General features: G+C 70.3%; 16 protein-coding genes. 2 read left to right on the top strand and 14 right to left on the bottom strand.

The window, feature by feature from the left end:
* Positions 1-310 precede the first annotated feature (310 nt).
* From ACQ5SO_RS16905 to ACQ5SO_RS16840, 14 genes are all read right to left on the bottom strand, one after another.
* The gene (locus tag ACQ5SO_RS16905) at positions 311-1,606 is read right to left on the bottom strand and encodes a c-type cytochrome (RefSeq protein WP_430942805.1); all 1,296 of its coding nucleotides are present in this window, start codon (positions 1,604-1,606) and stop codon (positions 311-313) included.
* Between the two features lie 11 nt (positions 1,607-1,617).
* Positions 1,618-3,300, bottom strand: coding sequence for a PQQ-dependent dehydrogenase, methanol/ethanol family (locus ACQ5SO_RS16900; protein WP_430942804.1), 1,683 nt, complete (start codon positions 3,298-3,300; stop codon positions 1,618-1,620).
* A 214-nt stretch (positions 3,301-3,514) separates the two neighbouring features.
* Positions 3,515-4,804 carry a 3-hydroxyacyl-CoA dehydrogenase NAD-binding domain-containing protein gene (locus tag ACQ5SO_RS16895; RefSeq protein WP_430942803.1) on the bottom strand — a complete coding sequence of 430 codons (1,290 nt, stop codon included), beginning with the start codon at positions 4,802-4,804 and terminating at the stop codon, positions 3,515-3,517.
* A 74-nt stretch (positions 4,805-4,878) separates the two neighbouring features.
* Positions 4,879-5,622 (bottom strand): enoyl-CoA hydratase/isomerase family protein, encoded by a 744-nt coding sequence (locus ACQ5SO_RS16890; protein WP_430942802.1) that lies wholly within the window; start codon positions 5,620-5,622, stop codon positions 4,879-4,881.
* Between the two features lie 110 nt (positions 5,623-5,732).
* Positions 5,733-6,653 carry a helix-turn-helix transcriptional regulator gene (locus ACQ5SO_RS16885; RefSeq protein WP_430942801.1) on the bottom strand — a complete coding sequence of 307 codons (921 nt, stop codon included), beginning with the start codon at positions 6,651-6,653 and terminating at the stop codon, positions 5,733-5,735.
* 127 nt (positions 6,654-6,780) lie between these two features.
* Positions 6,781-7,203: an acyl-CoA thioesterase gene (locus ACQ5SO_RS16880; RefSeq protein ID WP_430942800.1), complete on the bottom strand. Its 423-nt coding sequence runs from the start codon at positions 7,201-7,203 to the stop codon at positions 6,781-6,783.
* On the bottom strand, positions 7,200-7,928 hold the full coding sequence (locus tag ACQ5SO_RS16875; protein WP_430942799.1) for an alpha/beta fold hydrolase: 729 nt from the start codon (positions 7,926-7,928) through the stop codon (positions 7,200-7,202). The genes ACQ5SO_RS16880 and ACQ5SO_RS16875 overlap by 4 nt, the downstream gene beginning before the upstream one ends.
* A 76-nt stretch (positions 7,929-8,004) precedes the next feature.
* Positions 8,005-9,195 carry a benzoyl-CoA 2,3-epoxidase subunit BoxA gene (boxA, locus tag ACQ5SO_RS16870; RefSeq protein ID WP_430942798.1) on the bottom strand — a complete coding sequence of 397 codons (1,191 nt, stop codon included), beginning with the start codon at positions 9,193-9,195 and terminating at the stop codon, positions 8,005-8,007.
* A 168-nt stretch (positions 9,196-9,363) separates the two neighbouring features.
* Positions 9,364-9,660: a hypothetical protein gene (locus ACQ5SO_RS16865; RefSeq protein ID WP_430942797.1), complete on the bottom strand. Its 297-nt coding sequence runs from the start codon at positions 9,658-9,660 to the stop codon at positions 9,364-9,366.
* 11 nt (positions 9,661-9,671) lie between these two features.
* Positions 9,672-11,123, bottom strand: coding sequence for a benzoyl-CoA 2,3-epoxidase subunit BoxB (gene boxB, locus ACQ5SO_RS16860; RefSeq protein WP_430942796.1), 1,452 nt, complete (start codon positions 11,121-11,123; stop codon positions 9,672-9,674).
* Positions 11,124-11,190: 67 nt separating this feature from the next.
* Positions 11,191-12,846 carry a 2,3-epoxybenzoyl-CoA dihydrolase gene (gene boxC, locus ACQ5SO_RS16855; RefSeq protein ID WP_430942795.1) on the bottom strand — a complete coding sequence of 552 codons (1,656 nt, stop codon included), beginning with the start codon at positions 12,844-12,846 and terminating at the stop codon, positions 11,191-11,193.
* Between the two features lie 218 nt (positions 12,847-13,064).
* Positions 13,065-13,505, bottom strand: coding sequence for a DUF309 domain-containing protein (locus tag ACQ5SO_RS16850; protein WP_430942794.1), 441 nt, complete (start codon positions 13,503-13,505; stop codon positions 13,065-13,067).
* 34 nt (positions 13,506-13,539) lie between these two features.
* Positions 13,540-14,403, bottom strand: coding sequence for an alpha/beta fold hydrolase (locus ACQ5SO_RS16845; protein WP_430942793.1), 864 nt, complete (start codon positions 14,401-14,403; stop codon positions 13,540-13,542).
* Positions 14,400-15,977, bottom strand: coding sequence for a benzoate-CoA ligase family protein (locus ACQ5SO_RS16840; protein WP_430942792.1), 1,578 nt, complete (start codon positions 15,975-15,977; stop codon positions 14,400-14,402). Before ACQ5SO_RS16840 ends, ACQ5SO_RS16845 begins: the two co-directional genes overlap by 4 nt.
* A 315-nt stretch (positions 15,978-16,292) precedes the next feature.
* Here ACQ5SO_RS16840 and ACQ5SO_RS16835 point away from each other — a divergent pair, with 315 nt between their 5' ends.
* Both ACQ5SO_RS16835 and ACQ5SO_RS16830 read left to right on the top strand, forming a co-directional pair.
* A complete protein-coding gene (locus ACQ5SO_RS16835) occupies positions 16,293-17,453 on the top strand; it encodes an ABC transporter substrate-binding protein (protein ID WP_430942791.1) in 1,161 nt (386 codons plus the stop codon).
* 131 nt (positions 17,454-17,584) lie between these two features.
* Complete coding sequence (locus ACQ5SO_RS16830) at positions 17,585-18,451, top strand: branched-chain amino acid ABC transporter permease (RefSeq protein WP_430942790.1); 867 nt, start codon at positions 17,585-17,587, stop codon at positions 18,449-18,451.
* The last annotated feature ends 3 nt before the right edge of the window (positions 18,452-18,454 follow it).

Here is an 18,454-nt window from a genome sequence, read left to right as displayed (position 1 = left end):
GGGGGGGGGGGGGGGGGGGGGTCGGGGGGGGGGGGGGGGGGGGGGGGGGGGGGGGGGGGGGGGGGGTGGGGGGGGTGGGGGGGGGGGGGGGGGAGGGGGGCCCCCCCCCCCCCCTCCCCCACACCCCCTCCTCCCGCACACTGGGGGTGTGCGCGGATCCGGCGTTGTGCGTTGTGGGCATCGGCGCGCGGCCGGCGGACCTCGCGGTCCTTCGGCCCGCATCGGCCCGCCCGCCCCGCGCTGTCGCGCGTTTTCCCCCGCCGGGCGCGCGCGGCTGGCGGAGCGCCGCCCCACGCAAGCGGCGCCCGGCTCAGAACGCCTTGCGCAGGGAGGCCGCCGTCAGGCGCGGAGTGACGAGGGGCTCTCGCGGCGGGGCCCAGGTCGCGCCCTCCTCCGCCGCCATCCGCGCGATCTCGCCCGAGGCGAGCAGCGCGCCGACCCGCGCGTCCACGAAGGCCCCGAGGGCGGTGTTTTCTTCAAGATGCGCGACGCCGATATTGAACCCGATGGCATGGCGCCAGGAGCCGAGCCGCAGCTTCGTCACCCGGTTCTGCATCCGGTGATGGTCCCAGGCGTCCACGTCCACCAGCGCGGCGTCGAACTCGCCCGTCTCCAGCCGCCACAGGAACCGCCCGCCCGGGGGCGCCATCACGCTGGCGCGCTTCTCCGGCCCCGGCAGGTGCAGGCCGAGGAGGGCGCCGCCGAGCGTGCCCTGCTGCACCCCCACCACCAGCCCCGAGAGGTCGTCGAACCCCTGCGGGTCCCGCCCCTCGGCCGAGGGCGCCATCACGAAGCCCATCTCCGCCCGCCGGTAGGGGCGGCTCAGCGCCACGGCGCGCAGGGGCACGAAGGTCCCGATCCGCCAGCTGTCGGGCCGGTCCACCCAGCGCGGCGGCGCGGCGGAGGGCGCGGGGGGCGGGCCGAAATCCCCTTCATAGAGCGGCTCGCCCATCACCAGGTCGCACAGGCCCATGGAGAGCATGGCGTAGACCTCGTGCGCGGGGTCGCTCTCCTCCTCCTGCTCGCTCTCGTACCAGACGCCCTCGGGCGCGAGGCCCGCCGCATCGGCCAGCGCCGCCAGCAGGCGCCATTCCAGCCCCGCGCCGCCCCCGGCCCGGCGGCCCGAAAGGGCGCCCCCATCAAGCGGAAGGCAGGCCGAGAGCCTGCCTTCCTTCACCGTCTCCAGGGGTCCCGCCGGGGCGGGGGCGGCCGAGGATTGCTCCCCGACCGCCTCCGCGCTTTCCGGCGGGGCCGCCGCCTGTTCGCCGCCATTGGCGTCGCCGCCCGGCTGCTCCTTGCCGCCGCGGGTGGAGACATAGAGCCAGAGCTGCTCGAGCTCCTCGGGCAGCAGGATGTCGCCCCAGGCGGGCATGTCGCCCTTGCCCTGCATCACCGAGGCCAGGAACCGCTCCTTGTCGTCCTGCGGGAACTTGCGCAGGTCGTAGGAGGAGTTGCCCGGGTTGACCATCCCGATCCCGTGGCAGTGGGAGCAGAACTGCTTGTAGACCTTGCCGGCCTTCTCGATCTCGTCCGCCGCGGCGGCGGGGGCGGAGAGAAGGGCGGGCGCCGCAAGCAGCGCCAGCCCCATCAGCATCCTGCGGATCATCGCGCCCCTCATCACTCGTCCATCAGCGCGAAGGTCCAGACGGAGCCGCCCGCGGGCACGTCCGCCAGCCGCTCGTCGCCCGAGAAGAGGGCGTAGACCGCGCCGACGCCGCTGGCGACGGTGACGTACTGCTTGCCGTCCATCTCCCAGGTCACCGGCTGGCCGACGATGCCGGATCCGGTCTGGAACGACCACAGGTGCTCGCCCGTCTCGGCGGCGTAGGCGTCGAACTCCCCGGTCATGCGGCCGGTGAAGACCACGCCGCCATCGGTGGACAGAACCCCGCCCATGCGCGGGATCGGCGTGCCGTCCTGCCACTTCACCTCGCCCGTCATCACGTCGACGGCGCGCAGATAGCCGCGGTCGCCCTCGGGCCAGGCCCAGCTGAACTCGGCGCCGAAATAGAACACGCCCTTGCGGTACATCGGCTCGACCGCCTTGTAGTTCATGCCGATGTTGAGGGTGTTGATGAAGGCGGTGCCGCCCGGGGTGACGGCCATGGGCGACCAGTTCTTGCCGCCGAAGGCCGAGGGCCAGTAGGTCACCTGCTTGCCATTGCGCGCATCATCCGCCAGCTGGTTCTCGTTCGGCTTGCCGGTCGAGAGGTCGATGCCCTCGGCCCAGTCCACCCGGTCGACGAACTTGTTGGCGGCGATCAGCTTCCCGCTCTCGCGGTCGATGACATAGAGGAAGCCGTTGCGGTTGGCCTGCACGATGGCCTTGCGGGCCGCGCCGTCCACGGTGACGTCGGTCAGCACCAGCTCGTTGGTGCCGTCATAGTCGAACGGGTCGTTCGGGGTGAACTGGTAGTGCCACTTGATGGCGCCGGTCTTGGGGTCCATGGCGACCATGGAGCCGGTATAGAGGTTGTCGCCCGGCCGCAGGCCCGCGTTCCAGGAGGCCGCGTTGCCGACGCCCCAGTAGACGGTGTTCAGATCCGGGTCGTAGGTGCCGGTCAGCCAGGCGGGGCCGCCGCCGTTCTTCCAGGCGTCGCTGTCCGAGGGCCAGGTCTCGGAGCCCGGCTCGCCCGGCGCGGGGACGGTGTAGGTGCGCCACAGCCGCTCGCCCGACTGGGCGTCATACCCTTCGATATAGCCGCGGATGCCGTATTCGCCGCCCGAGATGCCGACGATCACCACGCCGTCCACGATCAGCGGCGCGACGGTGAAGGAATAGCCGTCGCGGAACTCGGTCGATTTCGTGCGCCAGACCTCGGCGCCCGTCTTCGCGTCCAGCGCGATGACATGGGCGTCGAGCGTGGTGCGGTAGAGCTTGCCGTCGAACAGCGCGCCGCCGCGGTTGACGATGCCGCAGCAGGCGACGCGCGGGGTCTCGGCCGGGTAGTCGACGCTGGTCTTCCACACCTGCTTGCCGGTCGCCGCGTCGATGGCGACGGTTGAGGCGTGGGTGGTGACATACATCACCCCGTCCATCAGCAGCGGCGAGCTTTCCTGCCCGCGGGTGTCGGCGAGGGAATAGTTCCACACCGGCACGAGGCGTTTCGCGTTGGCGGTGGTGATCTGGTCGAGCGCGCTGTGGCGGGTCTGCGCCTGGCTGCCGGAATAGGTGAGGATGTCGCCGGGGGTGGTCGCGTCGGCCGCAAGGTCGGCGGCGGATTGCGCGGTCGCCGCCCCGGCCGACAGGCCGAGGGCGACCGCCAGCGCGGCGCGGGCCGCGAGACGGATGGGCTGCATGGTATCCTCCCAGACATTTTGTTTTTGTAGGAACCATAGTGCGCCCGTTGCATTATTTCGCCATCATACAAAAGTCGAACACCTGTATTCTGTGGTTCTTGCTGCGGAGGCGGAAAGACGAAAGGCGGCAAGGACTTGCGCCTTGCCGCCCGGTCCGCCCGCCCGGGGGGGATGTCTGACGATTTCGAAGGACGATCCGCCCCGCGGGGCGCCCTCAGCCCGGCGCGGCGCGCCAGTCGGCGAAGGCGATTCCACGCGCCGCGCAGTCGCGGATCATCGGCGCGGGGGCCCAGGCCAGGGGGTCTTCCTGCGCCAGCGCCTCCAGCCCCGCCAGCACCGCGGCGGGCCCGAGGCTGTCGGCGTAACGCATCAGCCCGCCCTTGCGGCGCGGGAAGCCGTAGCCATGCACCGTCACCAGGTCGATATCCGAGGCCGAGGCGGCGACGCCCTCGGACAGGATCGCGGCGGCCTCGTTGATCATGGCGAGGAGCAGGCGGCGGCGGATCTCCTCCGGGGTGTAGTCCACGCGGGTCACGCCCTCGAAATGCGCTTCCTCGCGCACGAGATCCTCGACCAGCGGGTCGATCACCCGCTGCCCGCCGGGATAGCGGTACCAGCCGACGCCGACCTTCCGCCCGAGCCGCCCCTCGGCCACCATCCGGTCGCTGATCGGGATGTAGCGCCGGGCCGGGTCGCGGGTGGCGTCCTGGCGGCGGCGGTTGGCATGGGCGATGTCGAGGCCCGCGAGGTCCTGCTGGGCGTAGGGGCCGAGGGTGTAGCCGAAATCCTCCATCGCCTCGTCCAGCTCCCACGGGTTGGTCCCGTCCATGAGCAGCGTATCCGCCGCCTCGCGCTGGCGGGCGAGGATGCGGTTGCCGATGAACCCGTCGCAGACGCCGGCCACCACCGGGATCTTGCGCAGAAGCCGCGCCAGCGCGAAGCCGGTGGCGAGGGCGCGGTCCGAGGTCTGCGCCCCGCGCACGATCTCCAGCAGCTTCATGATGTGGGCGGGCGAGAAGAAGTGGAGGCCCACGACCCGGGCGGGATCGCGCGTGCCCGCGGCGATCTCGTCGATGTCGAGATAGGAGGTGTTGGTGGCCAGCACCGCCTCGGCGGGCAGGGCGGCGTCGAGCGCGGCGAAGACGGCGCGCTTGACCGCCATGCTCTCATAGGCCGCCTCGATGGCGAGGGTCGCCCCGGAGGCCTCGGCATAGTCGGTCGTCGTGGTCAGCGCCTCGGCCCGCGCCTGCGCCCCCGCCGCGTCGATCTTGCCGCGCGCAAGGGCCTGGTCCGAGAGGCGGGCGATCATCTCGCCCGCCCGCACGGCCCCGTCCGCATCCGCCTCGATAAGGGTCACCCGGGTCCCGGCCATCAGCAGCGCCCAGGCGATGCCCGAGCCCATGGTCCCGCCGCCGATCACCGCGACATGCGCCAGGGGCGCGGGTTCGGCGCGGAGCGCGGCGGGTTGGACGGCCCCGCGCTCCGCGTCTTCAAGATGCGCCATCGCCGCCCCCTCCTCCGCGCTGGGCGGAGGAGGGGGCGCGGGTTTCTCCGAGCCCGGCGGCGGCGCGGCGTACATCAGGCGCCCGCGGCCTGGGCGGCGGAGAGGGCCGCGGCGGCCTCGGCCTCGGCCGCCAGCCCGTCGGCGAAGGGCGCGGTGCGGGCCAGCGACAGCAGGTCGATGGCCTTGAGCGCGGCGGCGTTCCCGGCGGCCTTGGCGCGCGCGGCGTCGAACGCGGCCTCGTCCACGTCGCCGGTGTTCAGCTCCCACACCGGGACGGCCATGCCGAGCCATTCGCCATTGGTCATCTCGGCGAAGGAGAGGGCTTCCGCGTCGATCTCGTCCACCAGGCCCATCGCCTTGGCGTCCGCTGCGCCCACGGCCTCGCCGCCCGCGATCATGGCCAGCGCGCGCTCGAGACCGACGAGCCGCGGCAGCCGCTGGGTGGCGCCGCCGCAGGGCAGGGCGCCCGCGGCGGCCTCGGGGAAGGCGATGGTCGCGCCGGGGGCGGCCACGCGGTACTGGCAGGCTAGGACCAGGTCGGCGCCCGCGCCGGTCGCATCCCCTTCGAGGACGGCGATCCACGGAACCACGCTGGTCTCGATCCGCGACAGTGCCTCCTGCAGCGACGGCCCGCCTTCGGGCGCGGCGGGGGCGGCGGCGAGGGCGCCGGAGACGATCACCCGCTCCAGCCCCTCGGCCTCGGCCCATTCGGCGGCGGAGAGGAGGCCCTGCCGGATCTCGGCGTCGAAACGGTTGGACGGGGCGGCCTCGATGACGACGTAGCCATAGATGCCTTCGCTGCGGCGGGTGACGGTCATGGTGTTCCTCCCGGAAAGGTCATGCGGTTCTGTTTGCGTAAGGTCTGGCTGGGTGCGCGATATAGTGCACCTGGCTGGCGGGTTTCGGCGCGGGGGCCTTCGGGGCGGGATCAGCCGCGGCCCAGGAAGCCGCGCTCGTGGATCAGGGCGACGAGCGCGTCGCGGGCCTGGTCGCGGGACATGCCCGATGTCTCGAACCGCGCGTCGGCGCGTTCATAGAGCGCCTCGCGCGAGCGCAGGATGGATTTGAGCTGCTCCATCGCCTCGGGGCGGCCCGCCATCGGGCGGGTGTCGCCCTGCTCCAGCACCCGCTCCATGTGCTCTTCGGGGCGGGCCTTGAGCCAGATGGTGTGGAAATGGGTCAGCAGGGTCTTGTAGGTGTCGGGCTCGGCCACGATGCCGCCTGCAACGGCGAGGATCATCGCGTCATGGGTGGCGATCACCCGCTCCAGCGCCTGGGCTTCGAGCTTGCGATAGCCTTCCTGGCCGTAGAGGGCGAGCACCTCGTTCACCGGCATCCCGGAATGGGCCTCGATCTCGCGGTTCAACTCCACGAAGGGGATGCCGAGCGACTCGCCGGTCAGGGCGCCGAGGGTCGACTTGCCCGCCCCGCGCAGCCCGATCAGGCAGATGCGGGAGGATTTGAGGCTCTCGGGCGGATGCGGCGCGAGGATGTCGAGCACCCGGGCCCGGTCGGCGGCGGAGGCGGTGCGGAACAGGTCGGCGGCGCGCAGCACCTCGGAGGTCCAGGGGTCCTCCTCGCCCACCAGCCACTCGATCCGGTGGTCGAGGGCGATGGCGACGCGCATCAGCAGGCCGATGGAGATGTTGCCCTCGCCGGCCTCGAGCTGCGCGAGATAGCGCGGCGAGACGCCGGAGATTTCCGAGACCACGCGCCGCGGCAGGCCCTTGAGCTCGCGCGCCTTGCGCACCCGCTCTCCGACCGTGCGGATCAGGGTGTCGACCGCCGCGTCGGCGTCGTCTTCCGACGCGCGCACGGCCTCTCCCTTGAAGTTGGTGATCTCGCTCATGCGCTCCGCGGGGCCGGATCAGGGGCCGGCTTGAGTGTGCAATATCCTGCACAGAATGCTAGCAGGGCCGGGGCGCGGGTCAATGCGGTTCGACGGCGTCCCGGGGCGGTATCGTGGTGGACGGCGCTCAGTCCCCGGCGGGGCGCAGATGCGCCTCGACCAGCGCCCGGATCTCCTCCGGCGGGGGGGCCTTCACGAACTTCACCGCGTCGGTGAAGACCGAGGTGAAATCCCCCGCGAAGCAGAGCGTCCCGTCCTGGCGCCCCTCGACCCGGAAGGTGATCGAGGTGGTTCCGAGGCGGCTCGGCCAGACCGAACAGACCAGCCGGTGCCGCGGCGTGACCGGGGAGAAGAACTCCATGCCGAGCTTCACGAAGGGCGTGCCGATCTTGCGGTCGAGCTCCATCTGGTACCAGCCGCCGCCCAGCTTCTCCTCCCACCAGCCGTTGATGGCCTCGAGGGCGAACCAGGGCAGGCGGCCGGTATAGGCGATGCGGGCCGGGTCGCAATCGCCCCAGCCCACGCGGATTTCATGTTCGTAGACGCTCAATCCCGGCCCGCCTCGATGATCTTCTGCGCCAGCAGGGCGGGGTTGGAGAACTGCACCTCGTGCCCGCCGGGCATGGAGACGTAGCGGAAGAGGCCGAGCTTTTCCGACAGGCGCGGGTGCCAGGGCATGGAGCCGGGCTGGGCCATGTCGTCGAGGCAGTGGATGTAGGACTTGCCGCACTCGAAGGCCGCCGGGGGGCGGGTGAGGCTGATCTTGTCGAACATCGTCCCCGAGGGATGGGGCTGGAGCTTGGCGTAGATCGCCTCGGCGGTCTCGAGGTCCATGTCGTTCATGAACGCCTCGCGCACCACCGGCCAGGGGAAGGCGATGCCGCCGTCCTCGCTGGCCGCGCGCAGGCCGCCGAACATCTCGGCCATGAAGGGGGGGACCATGTCGATCAGGCTCTCGCCGTCGTTCGGCACGAAGGCCGACCAGTAGACGAGGCGGCGGACCGTGCCCGCTTGCAGGCGGTCGAAGGCGCCGGTGATGACCATGCCGCCCCAGGAATGGCCGACCAGCACGATGTCGCTCAGCGCGTTGTCGCTGATGAAGCCGGTCAGGGACGCGATGGCGTCGTCGAGGCCCACGCCCTTGGAATCGCCCGGCCGGTTGCCCGCCATGGTCGGGGTGTGGACGTGGTGGCCCGCGGCGCGCAGGGGGGCCGCGACTTCGGCCCAGGTGTCGCCGTCATGGCAGGCGCCGTGGACGAGCACGAAAGTGGTCATTCTGTTCCCTCCCAGGAAGCGTCGCCCGTCCCCCGTCGGTTGCGGTGCAGGGGATCGGGCGGGGCGCCGGGGCGCCTCAGTAGGTCTCGACGTGGTAGCGGCCCTCGGCGCGCAGCGTCTCGCGCGTCGCGTCCCAGGGCAGGCCCACGGATTCGGCGATGTTGAGAAGGGCTTTCTCGACCCCCTCCTCCATGCCTTTCAGCCCGCAGACATAGATGTGCAGCTTCGGGTCCTGCAGCATCTCGGCGATGGCGTCTTCCTCGGCCATCATCCGGTCCTGCACGTATTCCTTGGGCTGCCCCTCGACGCGGCTGAACACGAGGTGCTTTTTCATCACCTTTTCGGGCACCTTGTTCAGCGGGCCGAAATAGGGGAGCGCGTCGGGGGTGCGGGCGCCGAAGAACAGCATCATGTCCCCCGAGGCGCCCGAGGCGACGCGCTGGCGGCGCATGGTGAAGGCGCGGAACGGGGCCGAGCCGGTGCCGGTGCAGACCATCAGCAGGCGCGTGGACGGGTCGTCCGGCATCAGGAAGGTGCCGCCGAAGGGCCCGGTCACCTTCACCTCGGCGCCTTTCTCGAGGTCGCACACGTAGTTGGAGCACAGCCCCTGGTCTTCGCGCTTCACCGTCAGCGAGACGTTGTTGTAGTTCGGCCGCTCCCCGTCGCGGGGGGAGGAGACCGAGTAGAGCCGCGGCAGGTGCGGCTTGCCGTTCTCATCGGTCCCCGGCGGGATGATGCCGATGGACTGGCCCTCGAGCACGGGGAAGGGCTGGCCGCCGAAATCGAGGATGATGTGGCGCACGTCCGACCCGGAATCCTCCTTGGTCAGCCGGTAGTTGCCCTGCACCTTCGCCACGGCGGGCTTGCCGAGATTGTAGAGGTTCACCGAGGGTTTCGAGGCCGAGGCGGGCGCGACCGACTTGCCGCCGACGCCGGAATGCGCCTCCTCCAGCAGCTTCGCCATCGCCTCGTCCAGCGCCTCGACGCCGCCGCTCTCGCCGCCGCCGGCCAGTTCCTGCTGTTCGGGCAGCTCGTCCCATTCGAACTGCTCGTCGAGCGAGTAGGGGGTTTCCACCACCCGCCATTCGTCGATCGAGCCGGTGGGGCAGACGGGGATGCAGTCCATGCAGAAATTGCACTTCTCCGCGTCCACCACGACGTTGTCGTCATTGTGGGTGATCGCCTCGATCGGGCAGGTCATCTCGCAGGTGTAGCAGCGGATGCAGATCTCGGGGTCGATGAGGTGCTGTTTGATCGGGGCGTTCATGTCGTCTCTCTCGGGGGCGCTGCGCCGCGTGGGCGGGGCGGCGCGCGGCTCCTGTCGGGCCGGAGGCGCGGACGGCGCCCGGCGCGGACGGGGCGCGGGCGCCGCGGCGCGCTCGGCGTGTTCGGTGGGACGGGGCGGGCCGAAGGGGCCTGCGCCGGGGGGCGCGGCTCAGCCCTTGCCGGGGCGGTTCAGCACGGCGTCGGGCAGGGACAGCATCTGCATCAGCGCGGCGCAGAAGCCCTGGCAGTCCTTGCAGCCGAGGCAGGGGGTGTCGAGCGCGGCGAGCATCCGCCCGGCGGCCTCTGAGCGGGGCGCGTGGCCCACGTGGCGGTCGATCTGCATGTCGTCGTCCTCCCGCTTGGTGCTGCCGCGCAGCGCGGCGCCGGGGCGTGCGCGCGTCTCCCGCCGCGCGTCTCCCGGGGTCGGCGCCGCGGCCGGGGGATCGCCCCCGCCCGCGGCGGTCATGCATCCGGCCCTCAGGCCATGTGCAGCTTCACATACTCGAAGTCGCCCGGCTTGTTGTCGATCCCGACCTTCGGCGGGGCGATCCAGGAGGCGTATTTCCCGGGCTCGAACTGCGGCTTCATCAGGGACGCGATGTAATCGCCGTCGGCATGGGTCGGCAGCCACTTGGGCAGGCCCGCGTCATACTCGGCGCCCGAGACCAGCTTGCCGTCGGGGTCGAAGTTGTGGCCCGCGAAGACGCCGATCTGGCGGTTGAAGCTCTCGTGCGGCAGCTTCAGCTCGAACTCGATCCCCGCCTTCTGGATGATCTTGTTCCAGCGCCCGACGCCGCCCGCGGCATCGCGGGTGTAGTCGTCGCGCAGGCGCATGTTGATCGCCGTCAGCGCGGGCACGTCGCGGGTCACGACCTGGCCGTCCTCCACGGTGCAGACCGAGTAGGTGTCGTTCTGCAGCTTGTGGTCGTCCTTGATGCGGTGCTCCATGTACCGGCCCTTGATGCCGGAGTTGAAGGCGTTGGCCGCGTTGGTCGACACTTCCTGGCCGAAGAGATCGAGCGACAGCGTGTAGTGCAGGTTCAGCTTCTTCTGGATCGTCGGCAGGTCGATCACGTCGTAGGAGCGGATCTTGTCCACGTCATACGGGTCGGTGATCCCGTGCTCGTTCATCACCTGGCAGGTCTTTTCGATCGTGCGCCCGACGCCGGTCTCGCCCACGAACATGTGGTGCGCTTCCTCGGTCAGCATGAAGCGGCAGGTGCGCGAGAGCGGATCGAAGCCCGACTGGGCCAGCGATTCCAGCTGCATCTTGCCGTCGCGATCGGTGAAGTAGGTGAACATGAAGAACGAGAGCCAGTCCGGCGTCTCCTCGTTGAAGGCGCCCAGCATGCGCGGGGCTTCTTCCGAGCCGGAGGAGCGGCGGAGAAGATCATCGGCCTCTTCGCGGCCGTCCTTCCCGAAATACTTGTGCAGCAGGTAGACCATGGCCCAGAGGTGCCGGCCCTCTTCCACGTTCACCTGGAACAGGTTGCGCATGTCATAGAGCGACGGCGCGGTCAGCCCGAGGAAACGCTGCTGTTCGACCGAGGCCGGCTCGGTGTCGCCCTGGATGACGATCAGGCGCTTGAGCATGTTGCGGTACTCGCCCGGCACCTCCTGCCAGGCGGGCTGGCCGGCATGCTCGCCGCAGGGGATGGTGCGCCCCTCGGCCTGCGGGGCCAGCAGCACGCCCCAGCGGTATTCGGGCATCTTCACGTAGTCGAACTTGGCCCAGCCCTTGGGGTCCACGGACACCGCGGTGCGCAGGTAGACCAGCGACTGCTGGAAGTTGTCGGGGATCAGGTCCGACCACCAGTTGATGTAGCCGGGGTGCCATTTCTCGAGCGCCTTGAGGACGCGCTTGTCCGAGCTGAGCCCCACGTTGTTGGGGATCTGGGTGTCGTAGCTGACGTTGATCAGGTCCAGCATCAAGTCTCTCCCGTATCGTGTTCCGCCGCGCGGGGATGCGCGCGGCGGGTTTTGGTTTGGGGACGCGTCAGACGCGTTCCATGTTGTAGTCGCCGCGCACGCCGGTGCCGTAGCGCTGCAGGGCGCCGTCGGCGCCGACCGCGTTGGGCCGCTGGAAGATCCAGTTCTGCCAGGCGGTGAGGCGGCCGAAGATCCGGGTCTCCATCGTCTCGGGGCCCGCGAAGCGCAGGTTGGCTTCCATGCCGGTCATCGCGTCGGGGGAGAAGGAGGCGCGCTCTTCCATGAAGATGCGGATCTCGTCCTCCCAGTCGATGTCGTCGAACATCTCGGTGATCAGCCCGGCCTCGTCGGCGGCCTCGGCCTCCATCGCCTCGCCCTTGCGGGCCTCGAGCGCCTCGACGGCCTCGGGCTCGCCCAGGAAGCGGGTCTGAAGGCGCGTGAGGTCATTGCCCATCGGGTAGCGGCCGAAATTGCCCTCGGACAGCGTGATGGTGGCGAGGGGGCGGTTGTCGCCCTCGAACTCGTCTTCCATCATGTAGCCGCGGTCGACGGCCCAGAGGAGCTCGGCCAGGACCCCGGCGAAGCAGGAGCCGTGCTCGACCAGCGCGACCATGGAGCGGGAGGTCATGTCGACCCGCTTCAGGATGCGCTTCCAGTACTGCAGGATCTCGTTGGCCAGCCAGTCGCCATCGTTGGCGAGCAGCAGCGCCTCCTCGGCCAGCACCGCCTCCGGGTCGCCCGCGGATTTGAACACGAGGAGGCCGATCTCCTTCTCGTTGTTGCGCAGGTGCAGGATGGCGTCGTCCAGCTCGCGCCCGAGGCGCAGCAGGTAGGACTTGTCGCCCAGCGCGTGGAGCGCGGCGATGTCGGCCGGGGCGTCGGCGTCCGGGCCCTTGAGCGTGATGGTCGCCTTGCGGCCCTTGCGGTCGATCTCGACCTCGACCAGCGAATAGGTGACGCCGTCGTCCGAGAAGGTCCGGTCGATGGGGCCGAGGGTGATGCCCGTCGCGTCCGCCTTGGAGGACGCGGCGGCGAATTCCTGCGCCCGCTCGGCCACCGCGGCGTCGAACTTCGAGTTCGGGATCACCTCGTCCACCAGGCGCCAGTCCTTGGCCCGCTTGCCGCGCACGCCTTCCTCGATCGAGCAGAAGATGTCGGCGCGGTCGCGGCGCACCTTGCGCTTGTCGGTGACGCGGGTCAGCCCGCCGGTGCCCGGCAGCACCGCCAGCAGCGGCACCTCGGGCAGGGCGACGGCCGAGGAGCTGTCATCGGTCAGCATGATGTGGTTGCAGGCGAGGGCCAGTTCATACCCGCCGCCGGCGCAGGAGCCCTTGACCGCGGCGATGTATTTCTGCCCGCTGTCGGCCTCGGCGGCTTCGAAGGTGTTGCGCGTCTCGTTGGTGAACTTGCAGAAGTTGACCTTGTGCGCATGGGTGGCGCCGCCGAGCATGCGGATGTTGGCGCCCGCGCAGAACACCTTATCCTTGGCCGATTTCATCACCACGACTTTGACTTCCGGGTGCTCGAAACGCATCCGCTGGACGACGTCCGCCAGCTCGATGTCCACGCCGAGGTCGTAGGAGTTGAGCTTCAGCTGGTAGCCGTCGAACAGGCCGCCATTCTCATCCACGTCCATGAACAGTTCCGCGACCGGGCCGTCATAGGTGATGCGCCAGTGGCGGTACTTGGACGGGTCCGTCTGGAAGTCGATGATCTTGGTCACGGGCCGTTCCTCCTGGGTTCGGTAGTCTTGCTCTGGGAGGCGCGCCGGGAGCGGCGCCGGGCCCGCCTGGGGGCCTCCGGGTTGATGTGCACAATAGTGCGTTCGTTGCGTCGGGTAAATACCCTATGTGCAGGATTTTGCACGGTATAAATCACGCAAAATCAATTACTTAAACCGCGTGCAGCGCCTTGGGCGCCGTGTCGGCGTCGAATGATGCATTATAGTGCATCATTCGACGAATCGTCCGCCGCCTGCGCCCGCATCGCCGCCAGCGCGGCGCCGTCCAGCCCCGGCAGGGCCGCCCCGCGCGAAGCGGCCTCGGTCAGCTCCGCCTCGGCCCGCGCCAGGATCCGCGCCGCCGCCGCGCCGCGGTCCATCCGGCCCTTCAGGCCTGCATTGGCCAGCCCGATCAGCCCGCGCAGCGCCAGCTTCTCGGCCGAGGCCGGGGGCAGGGCCATCCACACCGCCTCCCACAGCTCGTGCGCCTCCCAGTAATACCGGCGGGCGAAGGCCTCGCGCCCGGCGGCGAAGGCGGGGGCGAGGAGCGCCCCGGGTCCCTCCGGCACCGCCTCCGTCAGCGCCGCGAACAGCGCCTCGGGCGGGCGGGGGGTGCGGCCCGGCAGGTGGGGCGCCGGGGGCAGGGGCGGCAGGACGCTCATGGCCCGCGCCGCGCGCCGGGGGTCATTGGGCGGGTCACGGGGCCTCCGCCTGCGCCGCCCCGGATGTCGCCTTGTCCCGCGCCAGCCGCGCGACGAACCCGGCGACGGCGTCCAGCACCGCCTGGGGCTGTTCGAACTGCGGCGCGTGCTTGCAGTCCCCGAGCATCAGCACCTCGACCGGCGCGGGGGAGCGTTTCGCGATCTCGTCCACCTGCGCCCGCGTGCCGTACTGGTCGCCCTCGCCCTGGATCGCCAGCACGGGCACGCGGATGCCGTCGATGGCGTCGGCCACGTTCCAGTGGTGGAAGTCGGGGTTCAGCCAGGCGTCGTTCCAGCCGCGGAAAGCCGCTTCGGGATCGTCATGGTGCTTGCCCATGCGCGCCTTCATGTCGGTGGTCGCGAAAGCCTCGGCCGCGTCCTTGATCGACTGGAGCCCCATCGGCTCGGCGAAGAAATGCGGCGCCATCACCACCACGCCGCGCAGGCGCGGGTCGTCGACCCGGCCCGCGTATTCCGCGGCGATGGTGCCCCCGTCGGAATGGCCGAACAGGATCACCTGTTCGGCGCCCACGGCGTCGATCACGTCGGGCAGGACCTCCACCGCCTCGCGGGTCATGTAGTCCATCGGCCGCGGCAGCTTGGCGGGGTCCGAGCGGCCATAGCCCGCCCGCGACCAGGCGAAGACGGGCAGGCCGGTGGCCTCGGTCAGCTTCCGCGGAAAGTCCCGCCACAGCCCGAGGCAGCCGAGCCCCTCGTGCAGCAGCAGGATCGCCGGGAGCTCCGCCGAAGGGGCGGGCCCGAAGCCCGCCCACTCCAGCGATTTGCCCGCCGCGACCAGCCGACCCGCGCCCGCGCGCCAGTCCAGCTTCGGTGCGGGCCTCGATGCGGGCGCGCTCACGCCGGGACCTCCTCCGCCGCGGGGGCGGGGGCGAGGCCGCGCAGCTTGAAGCGCTGGATCTTGCCGGTCGCGGTCTTGGGCAGCTCGTCCACCACCTCGATCCAGCGGGGGTATTTCCACATCCCGACCGCGGACTTCACCTGCTCCTTCAGCGCGGCCTCGAGGCCCTCGGGCTTCTCGCCCTTGAGCACGATATAGGCGGCGGGCTTCTCCAGCCCCTCGGCGTCGCGGCGGGCGACCACGGCGGCCTCCAGCACGGCGGGGTGGTCGATCAGCGCCTGCTCGACCTCGAAGGGCGAGACCCAGATGCCCGAGACCTTGAACATGTCGTCGGCGCGCCCGCAGTAGACATAGCGCCCGTCCGCCGTGCGCTCGTACTTGTCGCCGGTGCGGGTCCAGTGCCCGGCGAAGGTGCTCTGCGATTTGTGCCGCCGGTTCCAGTAGCCGTCTGCGGAAGAGGGCCCGCGCACCAGCAGCTCGCCCACGCCGCCCTCGCCGACCTCCTCGTCATGCTCATCCACCAGCCGCACTTCATAGCCGGGGACGGGCACGCCCGAGGTGCCGTAGACGATGTCGCCGGGGCGGTTGGACAGGAAGATGTGCAGCATCTCGGTCGAGCCGACGCCGTCGACGATGGGCGCGCCCCAGATCTTCTCCCACCGCTCGCCGATCTCGCGCGGCAGCGCCTCGCCGGCCGAGGTGCACAGGCGCAGCGCGTGGTCCGGGGCGGTCCCGGCCTGCTCCTGCGCGTTGACCATGGCGGCGTAGAGGGTGGGGACGCCGCAGAACACGGTCGGCTTGTGCTCGGCCAGGATGGCCGAGACCGCGTCGGGCGTGGGGCGGCCCGAATAGATCACCGTGGTGGCGCCGACATGCATCGGGAAGGACATGGCGTTGCCGAGCCCGTAGGCGAAGAACATCTTCGCCGCCGAGTGCACCACGTCGTCCTCGGTCAGCTTGATGACGTCGGACCCGAAGGTGTTGGCCGTGGCGGCGAGCGAGGAATGGACGTGCCGCACGCCCTTGGGCGCGCCGGTCGACCCCGAGGAATAGAGCCAGAACGCCAGCTCGTCGCCGCAGGCCTCGACCGCTTCGATCGGCTCGGCGCCCGCGCAGAACTGCTGGTAGCTCTCGGTCCCCTCGGGCGCGTCGCCGATCACCAGGATGGCGCGCAGGTAGCGGTTGCCCTCCACCGCCGGCTTGACCGTGGGCCACAGCGCCTCGGACACCACCAGGATCGAGGCGCGGCTGTCATTGAGGATGTCCTCGTAGACCGGGGCGGCGAGGAGCGTGTTCAGCGGCACCGGGATCGCGCCCGCCTTCATCGCGCCCCAGAACACCACCGGGAACTCGACCTGGTCGAGCACGATCATCGCGATCCGCTCCTCGCGCCGCACGCCGTGACGCTCGAGCGCGCCGGCGAAGCGCGAGGTCTCCTCGGCCAGGCGCCCATAGGTGAGGGCGCGCCTGGCGCCGTCGGCCTCCTGGAAGGCGATTTTGGACCCCCGGCCCGCCGCCACGTGCCTGTCTACGAAATGAACGGCCGCATTCTCGTTATTCGCAACTGAGTTCACGACTTTTTCTCCTCCCTGGCGGGGATCCGCGCGGCTTTCACTTGCCTCGGCGCGAATCGTTCCGTCTTATTCCACATGCCTCTTGGATGCGTCCGCCGTCCCTCCCGGGCGGCGCTCATCGCCCGGTTGCGGGCGGGTCGGCGCATCTTCCTCTCCCAAGCGCGGAGCCCGATCAGACCCTGGCGACATGTGCGTTATAGTGCATGATTTCGCGCTTCAGGCAACGGGGGGCTTTACCTGTTGCACTTTTTTGCATACACCGAAATCGAGGCGAACGCGGCCGGGAGACCGCTGCGCCAGGATTGGGAGGATCAGATGAAATCCAGACTTTCGACCGCGGCGCTGGCCGCCGCCCTCGGGCTCGGCCTCGCCGTCGCCGGCCCGGCCGCCGCGAAGACCAAGGTCGGGCTGCTGCTGCCCTACTCGGGCACCTATGCCGCGCTGGGCGGCGAGATCACCGACGGGTTCAACCTGGCGCTGGCCGAGAGCGGCGGCGACGAGGTGGTGGTGGTCTCGGCCGACACCGAGGTGAAGCCGCCCGTCGGCCTTGCCATGGCGCGCAAGCTGGTGCTGCAGGACAAGGTCGACGTGATGGTCGGCATCGTGTCCTCGGGCGTGCTCGGCGCCGTGCGCAACTTCGTCGACGGGATGAAGGTGCCGCTGATCGTCGCCAACGCCGGCAATGACGGCGCGACCGGCGCGCAGTGCTCCAAGTACATCACCCGCGTCTCCTTCTCCAACTCCCAGGTCAACCGCCCGATGGGGACCTGGATGGCCGAGAACGGCGTGAAGAAGGTCTACACCCTGGCCCCCGACTACGCGGCCGGCCACCAGCAGATCGGCGCCTTCAAGGCCGCCTTCGAGGCTGCGGGCGGCGAGGTCGTGGGCGGCGAGTTCACGCCCTTCGGCAAGACCAAGGATTTCGGCCCCTACCTGACCAAGGCCAAGTCCTCGGGCGCCGAGGCGGTCTACGTGTTCTACGCGGGCGGCGAGGCGATCAGCTTCGTGAAGCAGTACGGGTCCTTCGACATGGAGCAGAAGCTCTATGGCTCGGGCTTCCTGACCTCGCCCCTCTACGTGAAGGCCGAGGGCGACGCGGCGGTCGGGGTCACCACCTCGCTGCACTACGTCCCGACGCTGGACACCGAGCGCAACGCGGCCTTCATCGAGGCGTTCAAGGCCAAGTACGGCCGCATGCCCTCGGAATACGCCGTGGCCGGCTATGACAGCGCCAAGGTGCTGCTGATGGCGATGGCCCAGGGCGCCAAGGGCCGCGAGGCGATCGCCGGCGCGCTGCCCAAGATCAGCTACACCGGCCCGCGCGGCCCGCTGGAGATCGACCCGGCCACCAACAACGTGGTCCAGAACGTCTACATCTACGAGACGGTCAAGGGCGCCGACGGCGAGCTGACCCAGAAGGTCGTCGGCACCATGCCGGCGGTGCGCGACGCGGCCAACGGCTGCACGCTGAACTGACGATCCGTCGCCGGGCCGCGCATCGCCGCGCGGCCCGGCGGCCCCTCGCCTTCCCTTTTTCGCCGCCCCCTTCCGCGCGCCGCGCGGGCCGCCGGGGCGCGTTTCCCCCCTACATCGACGGAGCGCCGCGGATGGATACAGGATTCTGGATCCTGCAGGTCCTCAATGCGACCCAGTACTCGATGCTGCTGTTCCTGTTGTCGATCGGCCTGACGATCATCTTCGGACTGCTGCATTTCGTGAACCTCGCCCATGGCGCGCTCTACATGATGGGCGCCTATATCGGGATCTCGGCCGCCGCCGCGACCGGCAGCTTCTGGGGCGCCTTCGTGCTGGCCCCGCTGGCCGTGACCGCGATCGGCGCCTTCCTCTACTTCACCCTGATCGACCGGCTGCGCGGGGCGGGTCCGATGAACCAGGTGCTGGTGACCTTCGGGCTGATCTTCGTGTTCCTCGACCTCGCGCGCATGGGCTGGGGGGACGTGGCGCTCGGCCTCGACGCGCCCGAGGCGCTGCGCGGCGCGGTGCCGATCCTGTCGGTCACCTACCCGGCCTACCGGCTGTTCCTGATCGTGCTCGGCGCGATCATCATGACCGCGCTGTGGTTCGCCCTCGCCCGCACCCAGGTCGGCGCGATGATCCGCGCGAGCGTCGAGAACGAGGCGATGGCCGCCTCGCTCGGCATCGACGTGCCGCGCCTGTTCTTCCTGGTGTTCTGCCTCGGCTGCGCGCTGGCGGGGCTGGCGGGCGTCGCCGCGGCCCCCGTCTTCTCCGCCACCACCGGCATGGGCGTCGAGATCCTGATCCCCACGCTGATCGTGGTGGTCATCGGCGGCCTCGGCAGCCTGCAGGGCGCCGTCGTCGGGTCCTTCATCGTCGGCTGGATCGAGACCTTCGGCGCGGTGCTGGCCCCCGACTTCGCCTCGGTCCTTCCTTACGTCCTGCTGGCCGCGATCCTGGTGACGCGCCCGCAGGGCCTGCTTCCGGCGCGGGGGTGAGCG

Source organism: Rhodovulum sp. DZ06 (genome assembly GCF_050586345.1).
Taxonomy (GTDB): Bacteria; Pseudomonadota; Alphaproteobacteria; order Rhodobacterales; family Rhodobacteraceae; genus JBOCEF01.
Note: the sequence above shows the minus strand (reverse complement) of the source record. Positions and strands in the feature narration are given on the sequence as shown.